A 9,784-nucleotide genomic window follows, 5' to 3' on the forward strand; every position below is an offset into this window, starting at 1 on the left:
CAGAAGCGTTAACAAAGGCTTGAAGTCGACTACACTTATGGCGACACCAGTTGTTAATTCACAGGGAACACCCAAAAGCTGTCACGAATTCCGATGAATCACCTAAATTCTTTTCGGAGAATGAGAAATTATGCCTGAAACAGTAAAAAATGAAGTAGAAGGCTCTGATCAGAGCTACCAAGCACTTCACCGCCCAGCATCTGAGTTCAATACCCGCGAGGAGTATTTGGATAACGAGCTGAAAATAATGAAGCCAAAACGTTGGGGACTCAACCTCCCAGGTAGAGATTTTAGATTCGAATGGGAAGACTTAGTCCCTGCCATTGCGGGTACCATAGGTATCACAGTGATGTATTCAGCCGTTATGGCTGCTTGGGCCTCTGGACTATCTGAACGTTGGGAACACGTAAACTTGGGGGCAGAATTTGCTATCCAAGTCGTGCGTGTTGAAATGCTCATTCCCGCCCTACTCTTTTGTATTATCAGTTCCGGTTTTATTAATCCCCGAGCCAACCTCGCCGGTAACCATGGTCCAATGATCCCTCTGATTGGCGCTATCGCGCTAGCAGGCGCTCACCCACTCGCATTAGCCATATTGCTCGGGATATTCGGCCTCATCTTAAGTTACTTCAAAGGGGGCTCAAAGTTAGTCAACTTGACCAGCAGTGGTGTGGCCGGTGGCTTACTTGTTTTCTTAGGTTTTATGGGTGCCAAAAGTCAAATAACGTCATTATTTGATTGGGCTGGCGGCCTTGAAGCCAAGCATGCTCTGGATTACAGCTTAGGCTATGTTGCCTTCTTTATTTTATTGGCCAACGTCATTATCTACGCTTACCTAGCAAAAATAGGTAAACGCTGGTTAGCCATTCCACTGTGTTCTATTGCCGCTATCGTTCTGGCTTTTGCACTTGGCGCTGGGCTCGATCTTAAGTTTATCACTGAACCTGGTATCCCGAATTTAAACCCAATGTACTGGTGGGGTTCAACTGAATATGGCTGGCAGTTAGGCTTACCTAACCTCGAGCATTTCATTGCGTCACTGCCATTCGCGATTCTCGCGGTGGCGATGTGGTCACCCGATTTTCTGGGACACCGTATTTTCCAAGAACTTAACTATCCAAAGGGTTCAGAGAAAGTATTGATGGATGTTGATGACACAATGACGACCTGTTCTCTTCGTCAAATTGTCGGAACGGCAGTCGGTGGCGGTAACATTACCTCATCTTGGGGAACCTACATGATCCCTGCTGCTATTGCTAAACGTCCTATTCCAGCAGGCGCCATTTTACTCGGTATTATGTGTATCGCAGTTGCCGTTATTGGCTATCCAATGGATGTCACGGTTTGGCGTCCGGTCATGTCAATTGCACTGCTAGTTGGCGTATTTTTACCACTGCTTGAAGCGGGTATGCAGATGGTAAAAGACACTAAAAATAGTCAGGCTGCGGGTATATGTATCTTCGCCGCTTTTGTGGCAAACCCAGTGTTAGCTTGGGCACTCACCATGTTCTTGGACAACAACGGTCTGATCGGTGATAAAGAGCGCGCCAAATCACTATCAGTCACTGATCGAATAGTGATCCCAGGATTAGCTTTTGTTATCTGCCTAGCAGCAATGCTAGCGGTAGGTATGATCACCGGTATCCCGGCACTGCTTTAATATAGAGCCGTTCTACCTGAAAATGGTGGATTCAGTGAGTATATAATGACGAAGAGAGACCCGCGCTCTCTTCGTCATTTTCTCTTCTATAATTCTTATCAATATCTTTGATACTCATCATTTGTTATATCAGCCAGTAGCATCAAAGCAAATATGTGGGTTACAAATCCACCTGCGAAAATCATACCAACAGGTAAATACCTGACATAGCAACAGGGTCCAAATATTAAATTGTTCAAAAAATGCTACTTTGTTAACAGTTTTAGGATTTATGGACCAATTCCACTTTGATAAAGGTGCAGCACAAAGCCTGCTATGCTAATATACGACTGGTTAATTGGTCTTACCAATTCCCTCAAGTTAACATCCACAGCATTAAGATGTTAGCGGTTGAGAAAGTCCAAACGAATTACAGCGAAGTGCACTCACTTCCACACGCTTCTTGATGAAAGAGTTGAAGAGGCGTTTAAGACATAGCTATTGGTGTATAAGGCAGAGCCGATACCCAATAACCTTTATCCCAAACAGAAGGTAAAAGTACGATGACCGAAAAAACTGAACAGTTTGCAAACGCGTGGGATGGTTTCACGTCAGGCGATTGGAAAACTGAAGTCAATGTGCGTGATTTTATTCAAGCTAACTACACTCCTTACGAGGGCGACGAATCGTTCTTAGCTGAAGCGACTGAAGCGACGACTGAACTTTGGGATAAAGTGATGGTTGGCGTTAAGCAAGAAAACCGTACTCACGCCCCTGTTGATTTTGATACCGACAAAGTATCAACAATCACTTCTCACGAAGCGGGCTATATCACTAAAGATTTGGAAACGATTGTTGGTCTGCAAACAGAAGCGCCACTTAAGCGTGCAATGTTACCCAACGGTGGTATTCGCATGGTTGAAGGTTCTTGCGCCGCTTATGGCCGTGAGCTGGACCCAAACATCAAGTATGTTTACTCAGAGTTACGTAAAACGCACAACCAAGGTGTTTTTGACATCTATACCCCTGAAATTATGGGCTGTCGTAAGTCTGGCATTTTAACTGGTTTACCTGATGCCTACGGCCGTGGTCGTATCATTGGTGATTACCGTCGTATCGCGCTATATGGTATTGACTACCTTATGCAAGATAAGTTTGCTCAATTCGGTTCGCTACAAGCTGACTTCGAAACCGGTGAAAACTTGTCTTACACTATGCAACTTCGTGAAGAGATTGCAGAGCAGCATAAAGCGCTTGGTCAAATGAAGAAGATGGCCGCTAGTTATGGCTTTGACATCTCAAAGCCTGCGACTAACGCTAAAGAAGCGATCCAGTGGACCTACTTTGGTTACCTTGCTGCCGTTAAGAGCCAAAATGGCGCGGCAATGTCACTTGGTCGTACTTCAAGCTTCCTCGATATCTTTATCGAACGTGATATCAAAGCAGGCATTTTAACTGAGCAAGAGTCTCAGGAAATGGTTGACCATTTCGTGATGAAGCTGCGTATGGTGCGTTTCCTACGTACACCAGAATACGATGAGCTATTCTCTGGCGACCCAATCTGGGCAACAGAGTCAATTGCAGGTATGGGTCTTGATGGCCGTACACTAGTGACTAAATCTAGCTTCCGTTTCTTACACACCTTGTACAACATGGGCCCTAGCCCAGAGCCAAACATTACGGTTCTATGGTCAGAGAAATTACCACTGAGCTTCAAAAAGTATGCGGCTAAAGTATCGATTGATACTAGCTCTATCCAATACGAGAACGATGACCTAATGCGTCCAGATTTTGAATCTGACGATTATGCTATCGCATGTTGTGTTAGCCCTATGGTTGTTGGTAAGCACATGCAGTTCTTCGGTGCGCGTGCCAACCTTGCTAAGACTATGCTTTATGCCATCAATGGTGGTGTTGATGAAAAGCTTAAGACTCAAATCGGTCCTAAGTCTGCCCCTATCACTGATGACGTTTTAGATTTTGATGACGTTATGGGTCGCTTAGACACCATGATGGACTGGCTTGCAACGCAATATGTATCTGCATTGAACGCCATTCACTTCATGCATGACAAGTACTCTTACGAAGCAGCCCTTATGGCACTTCATGACAGAGATGTTCGTCGTACTATGGCATGTGGTATTGCAGGTCTATCAATTGCTGCTGATTCACTGTCTGCGATTAAGTTCGGCACAGTTAAACCCATCCGTGACGAAAACGGCATCGCTATCGATTTCGATATCAGTGGTGATTACCCTAAGTTTGGTAACAACGACGCACGTGTTGATGATTTAGCCACTGAGCTTGTTGAACGCTTTATGGCTAAGATCCGTGCCATGAAGATGTACCGTGATGCGATACCAACGCAGTCTATCTTAACCATTACCTCTAACGTGGTTTACGGTAAGAAAACAGGTAACACACCTGATGGCCGTCCAGCTGGCGCACCTTTTGCTCCAGGCGCAAACCCAATGCATGGTCGTGACGAGAAAGGAGCGATTGCTTCTTTAACATCAGTTGCTAAACTACCATTTGCTCATGCACAAGATGGCATATCTTACACTTTCTCTATCGTTCCTAACGCGTTAGGTAAAGATGATGATGGTCGTAAAGCCAACCTTGCTGCACTAATGGATGGTTATTTTGCCCATAACGATAGCCGTGAAGGTGGTCAACACCTCAACGTTAACGTGATGAACCGTGAAATGCTTGAAGATGCTGTGGTTAACCCTGATAAGTATCCACAGCTAACCATCCGTGTTTCTGGTTATGCTGTGCGCTTTAACTCGCTCACACCTGAGCAACAGCAAGACGTAATTACCCGTACCTTTACTAAAGGTCTGTAAGCAACGTTAGTCACTTAGTGTCGAATAGGCTGGCGTAGCACAACGTTGCACCAGCCTCTCAAGGAGCAGAAATGGCAGTAACAGGTCGGATTCATTCTTTAGAGTCCTTTGGTACCGTAGACGGACCCGGCATAAGGTTTATCACCTTTATGCAAGGTTGTTTAATGCGGTGTCAGTACTGCCATAACCGCGATACTTGGGATCTACACGGCGGCAAAGAGATTAAAGTCGATGAGTTAATGAGTCAAATCATTAGCTATCGGCCTTTTCTTGAAGCCAGTGGCGGCGGTGTCACGGCCAGTGGTGGTGAAGCTGTATTGCAAGCAGAGTTCGTTGCCGAACTTTTTCAAGCCTGCAAAAAAGAGGGTATTCATACCTGCTTAGACACCAATGGTTTTGTGCGTAAATATACGCCGGTCATTGACGAGTTACTTGATAATACCGATCTGGTGTTACTCGATATCAAACAGATGAACGACGAAAAGCATATCGACTTAACCAAGGTCAGTAACCAACGTACGTTGCAGTTTGCCGAGCATTTGCACCAGCGTGGTCAAAAGACCTGGATTCGTTATGTGGTTGTCGGTGGATTCACCGACGACATTTCATCGGCACAGGCGTTGGCCGAATTTATCAAGCCAATGAACAATGTCGAGAAAGTGGAACTACTGCCCTACCACGAGTTAGGCAAACATAAATGGCAAGCGATGGGTGAAGAGTATCAACTCAACAAAATCTCACCTCCAAGCGCTGACACCATGGAACAGATAAAGCAAGTCTTCATCGATATGGGGATTAACGCTATTTACTAAGTGTTGTTAAGTTATACAGCAACTGTAGATAACGGCTAAAGCTCTTCCCAGTAACTTGCATCCAAACATTCGAATGCCGCTTTTAAAATAAGTGCCATATCGAAGTAGCAAGCTTTAGCACCTAAGGGTCGACAATTAACCCCCATTTGCGCCAGTTTTGTGGATAACTGATTACCCCAGTCGAGTAACGATAACGGCAATGGGTGAGCGGAGCGCCAGCCTAACCAGAGTAGACCTTGGATAGGTAAGCTAATAAAGAACAACGCAATGGTGATTGCCTGAGGTAGGTGATCCCAACCGTGCAGGTATAACTGACTTGCAGCCGCCAATATTGCCAACAGCGGCATTAATGGCAAAGCAATTTGAGTCGCGCGCATAACGCGATACTCAGGAAAGTAAAAACTGAGTTGTCTAACCATAGGCCACGTCTTCATATAACGACGACCTTCACCTAAGGTTTTGAGAACGAAAATGCTCAAAAATGGCACCTAATAAGAATCAATAACAAGCCTAACTTTAGCACAAACACTCAGCTTGCCCCAAGGCTCTATGCCAGGGAAGCAACAGATTTCCGCCCTTTTACAGGGCACACTTTACGACTTCGGCCTATAGTTGCCATAGAAGTTATTGTTATTCAGTGAATCAAACGATTTCATTACTTATTGCGAAAGGTTTAAACATGTCAAACAAACTGGTATTGGTGCTTAACTGTGGTAGTTCATCTCTTAAGTTTGCGGTTATTGATGCGCTCACCGGTGATGATCAAATTTCTGGTCTAGCCGAGTGTTTTGGGCTTGAAGACTCTCGAATTAAATGGAAAGTAAACGGTGCCAAGCACGATGCTAGCCTAGGTGCATTTACTGCACACAGAGAAGCTGTGGAATATATTGTTAACAAAATCTTGGTTGCTCATCCGCTAATTGCTGAAAAGATCCAAGCCATTGGTCATCGCGTCGTACATGGTGGGGAAAAATTTACTCACTCAGTCATTATCGATGAGAGCGTGGTTCAAGGCATCGAAGATTGTGCCACATTGGCGCCATTGCATAATCCAGCACACCTTATTGGTATACGAGCCGCTCAGGCATCGTTTCCTAAACTCCCTCAGGTTGCTGTTTTTGATACCGCTTTCCACCAAACAATGCCAGAAAAAGCCTTTATCTATGCCCTTCCGTATAAGCTATATAGAGAAAATGCAATCCGTCGTTATGGCATGCACGGCACAAGTCACCTATTCATCAGCCGTGAAACGGCAGCTGCTCTAGGTAAAGATGAAGCCGATACCAATATTATTTGCGCACATCTTGGTAATGGCGCGTCAGTAACGGCTATTAAAGGTGGCAAGAGCGTTGATACTTCAATGGGACTGACGCCGCTAGAAGGTCTGGTGATGGGCACCCGTTGTGGTGACATTGACCCATCAATTATCTACCATTTGGTTAATCGTCTTGGTTATACACTTGAAGAAGTGAACAACCTGATGAACAAACAAAGTGGTCTTTTGGGTATATCTGAGCTAACTAACGATTGCCGTGGCATTGAAGAGGGATATGAGAAAGGTCACAAGGGGGCAACACTTGCACTTGAGATTTTCTGCTATCGCTTAGCCAAGTATATCGCTTCTTACACTGTACCTTTAGAGCGTCTTGATGCACTAGTATTTACTGGCGGCATTGGTGAGAACTCAGATCTTATCCGTGAAAAAGTGCTTAACTCATTGGCTATTTTCAACTTTAAAGTCGACAAAGAGCGTAACGCCGCAGCACGTTTTGGTAAGCAAGGCAAAATTACCAAAGACGAAGGTCCTGTCGCGATGGTGATCCCAACCAATGAAGAGTGGGTTATCGCACAAGACGCTGTGGCACTCATTAAATAGTAAAACCTATCTATTGCGAGCTGCTAACTAAATAAGTTAGCGGCTCGAAACAATGTTTCTAATGCCATACTTTTGTGGCTTTCTCGAGTTTTAAGAGGTATTTATGTCTCGCAACATTATGCTCATCCCTATAGGGACCGGTGTAGGGTTAACATCTATTAGTTTAGGTATGGTTCGTGCGCTTGAGCGTCACGGTGTTAAGGTGCGCTTTTTTAAGCCAATAGCCCAACAACGCCCAACCGATCGTGGACCTGAACGTTCAACCACCATTTTAAGCAAATCACCGACAGTTAACCCGCTCGAACCATTCGATATGGATCATGCTGAGAACCTTATTCGTGCTGATCAAACTGACGTGTTAATGGAGCAGATTATCGCTCGTGCAACTGAATGCACTGACGATACTGAAACCATCATCGTCGAAGGATTAGTGCAAACCCGCAACCATCCTTTCTCAAGCGACGTGAACCATGCGATTGCTAAAGCATTAGATGCTGATGTGATTTTTGTAGCCACTCCAGGTAATGAAAGTGCGACAGCGCTGATGAACCGCTTAGAGATCTCACATAATTCATGGGGCGGGAGTAAGAACAAACGTCTCATTGGTGCCATTATCAACAAAGTGGGTGCTCCGGTTGATGACGAAGGTCGTGCACGCCCTGATCTGTCTGAAGTGTTCGATCATGACGATATTCAGCGCCCTGATCCGGCAAGCATGTTCCAGCTTCCAGGCAAGAGCAAAATACGTATTTTAGGCACAGTGCCTTACAACCTCGATCTAGTAGCACCGCGTGCATCTGATCTTGCGAAGCACTTAAGCGCCAAAATTATCAACGCCGGTGAAATGAACACTCGCCGCATGCGTAAAGTGACCTTTTGTGCCCGTAGTATTCCCAATATGGTTACCCATATTAAAACCGACTCGCTACTCGTCACCTCAGGCGACCGCAGTGATGTCATCGTTTCAGCCTGTCTTGCTTCAATGAATGGCATCAAAGTTGGCGCACTATTGCTAACCGGTGGATACGAGCCAGAGCCGCAAATTATGGCGCTTTGTGAACAAGCATTCGAAACCGGCTTACCCGTATTCCTTATTGACTCCAATACGTGGCAAACCTCGCTTAACATTCAGCGTTTCGATCACGAAGTTCCGGTCGATGATGCCGTTCGTATTGAGCAGGTTCAGGAATACATTGCTGGCCATATCGATCAAAACTGGGTAGAGAGTGTTACTAAGAACTCACCCCGTGAGCACCGTTTATCGCCACCTGCGTTCCGTTACAAGTTAACAGAACTCGCCCGTGCTGCGCGTAAAACAGTTGTTCTACCAGAGGGTGATGAGCCGAGAACAATCGAAGCCGCCAGCATTTGCGCTTCACGTGGTATTGCCCGTTGCGTGCTACTGGGTAATCGCGAAGAGATTGAGCGTATTGCCACTCAGCAAGGCGTCACCTTAGGTGACGGTGTAGAGATCATTGAACCAGAATCTGTTCGTAGCCGTTATGTCGAACCTATGGTTGAGCTTCGTCGTAATAAAGGACTGACTGAAGTTGTTGCTAAAGAGCAGTTAGAAGACAACATGGTACTCGGTACTATGATGTTAGCTCAAGGCGAAGTTGATGGTATCGTGTCTGGTGCAGTCAACACCACCGCAAATACGATTCGCCCACCGCTACAGTTGATCAAAACCGCACCGGGTTCAAATTTAGTCTCTTCTATTTTCTTCATGCTGATGCCTGATCAAGTCTTGGTCTATGGTGATTGTGCGATTAACCCAGATCCAAATGCAGAGCAATTGGCCGACATCGCTATTCAATCAGCAGAGTCTGCAATTGCGTTTGGTATTGAGCCACGTGTTGCGATGATCAGTTACTCAACAGGTAGTTCAGGTACCGGTTCTGATGTTGATAAAGTCCGTGAAGCGACGCGTATTGCCAAAGAGAAACGTCCAGACTTAATCATTGATGGACCTTTACAGTATGACGCTGCCGTGATGCCAAACGTTGCTCGCTCTAAAGCACCAAACAGCCCTGTAGCGGGTCAAGCAACTGTATTTGTATTCCCGGACCTCAACACGGGTAATACAACGTACAAAGCGGTTCAACGAAGCGCAGACCTGATATCTATCGGTCCTATGCTGCAAGGCATGCGAAAGCCAGTAAACGATCTATCACGGGGCGCCCTCGTTGATGATATTGTTTACACGATAGCCTTAACGGCCATCCAAGCTGCACAAAACGAAAGCTAATGTATCAATACTAAAAAAGCCTGCTTAATGCAGGCTTTTTTTTGCTTTAAAATCAATCAAATTGCGATCGATGCGATCTCATTAGCCGTTGTTTAGGCTTGTGAAGCAATAACGAGAAGGTCGAATTGTGTACACAAGCAAAATGCATCAAAAAATGACCAACCCATTTAAGGCTGATATATTAATGACTTAAGTAACCAATAAAAAGTCTTCAACACACTTGTCCACAGATTCTGTGGATAACCTTTATAAGTTATCTATACAGATATGCCTGAGATCTTTATTGAGGTCAAGCTTTCACTAGGATCTAATCCAAAATACATTTGAATATGTCATCAAGGCACCTTGATAAGATAATGCCTC

6 protein-coding genes are annotated in these 9,784 nt (G+C 45.2%); 5 read left to right on the top strand and 1 reads right to left on the bottom strand.

Annotation, left to right across the window (positions count from 1 at the left end; genetic code table 11):
- Positions 1-130: 130 nt before the first annotated feature.
- The 3 genes from L2755_RS14170 (at position 131) to pflA (ending at position 5,297) form a co-directional block, all read left to right on the top strand.
- Entirely contained in the window at positions 131-1,660 is a 1,530-nt protein-coding gene (locus L2755_RS14170; RefSeq protein ID WP_248981336.1) for a DUF3360 family protein, read from the top strand.
- 542 nt (positions 1,661-2,202) lie between these two features.
- Entirely contained in the window at positions 2,203-4,485 is a 2,283-nt protein-coding gene (pflB, locus tag L2755_RS14175) for a formate C-acetyltransferase (protein WP_248981337.1), read from the top strand.
- 71 nt (positions 4,486-4,556) lie between these two features.
- A complete protein-coding gene (pflA, locus tag L2755_RS14180; RefSeq protein ID WP_248981338.1) occupies positions 4,557-5,297 on the top strand; it encodes a pyruvate formate lyase 1-activating protein in 741 nt (246 codons plus the stop codon).
- Positions 5,298-5,332: 35 nt separating this feature from the next.
- Here the strand turns inward: pflA and yfbV are convergent, their stop codons facing one another.
- Complete coding sequence (gene yfbV / locus L2755_RS14185) at positions 5,333-5,776, bottom strand: terminus macrodomain insulation protein YfbV (protein WP_248981339.1); 444 nt, start codon at positions 5,774-5,776, stop codon at positions 5,333-5,335.
- 200 nt (positions 5,777-5,976) lie between these two features.
- Between yfbV and ackA the strand changes: the two genes are divergently transcribed.
- Together ackA and pta are read left to right on the top strand one after the other, a co-directional pair.
- Entirely contained in the window at positions 5,977-7,173 is a 1,197-nt protein-coding gene (gene ackA / locus L2755_RS14190; RefSeq protein ID WP_248981340.1) for an acetate kinase, read from the top strand.
- A 103-nt stretch (positions 7,174-7,276) separates the two neighbouring features.
- Entirely contained in the window at positions 7,277-9,421 is a 2,145-nt protein-coding gene (pta, locus tag L2755_RS14195; RefSeq protein WP_248981341.1) for a phosphate acetyltransferase, read from the top strand.
- The last annotated feature ends 363 nt before the right edge of the window (positions 9,422-9,784 follow it).

Source organism: Shewanella abyssi, assembly GCF_023284025.1.
Classification (GTDB): Bacteria; Pseudomonadota; Gammaproteobacteria; order Enterobacterales; family Shewanellaceae; genus Shewanella; species Shewanella abyssi.

Bases quoted from the DNA above. Each gene is read 5' to 3' on its own strand.
- pta (WP_248981341.1), top strand. From the start codon at position 7,277: ATGTCTCGCAACATTATGCTCATCCCTATAGGGACCGGTGTAGGGTTA.
- pflA (WP_248981338.1), top strand. From the start codon at position 4,557: ATGGCAGTAACAGGTCGGATTCATTCTTTAGAGTCCTTTGGTACCGTA.
- ackA (WP_248981340.1), top strand. From the start codon at position 5,977: ATGTCAAACAAACTGGTATTGGTGCTTAACTGTGGTAGTTCATCTCTT.
- L2755_RS14170 (WP_248981336.1), top strand. From the start codon at position 131: ATGCCTGAAACAGTAAAAAATGAAGTAGAAGGCTCTGATCAGAGCTAC.
- pflB (WP_248981337.1), top strand. From the start codon at position 2,203: ATGACCGAAAAAACTGAACAGTTTGCAAACGCGTGGGATGGTTTCACG.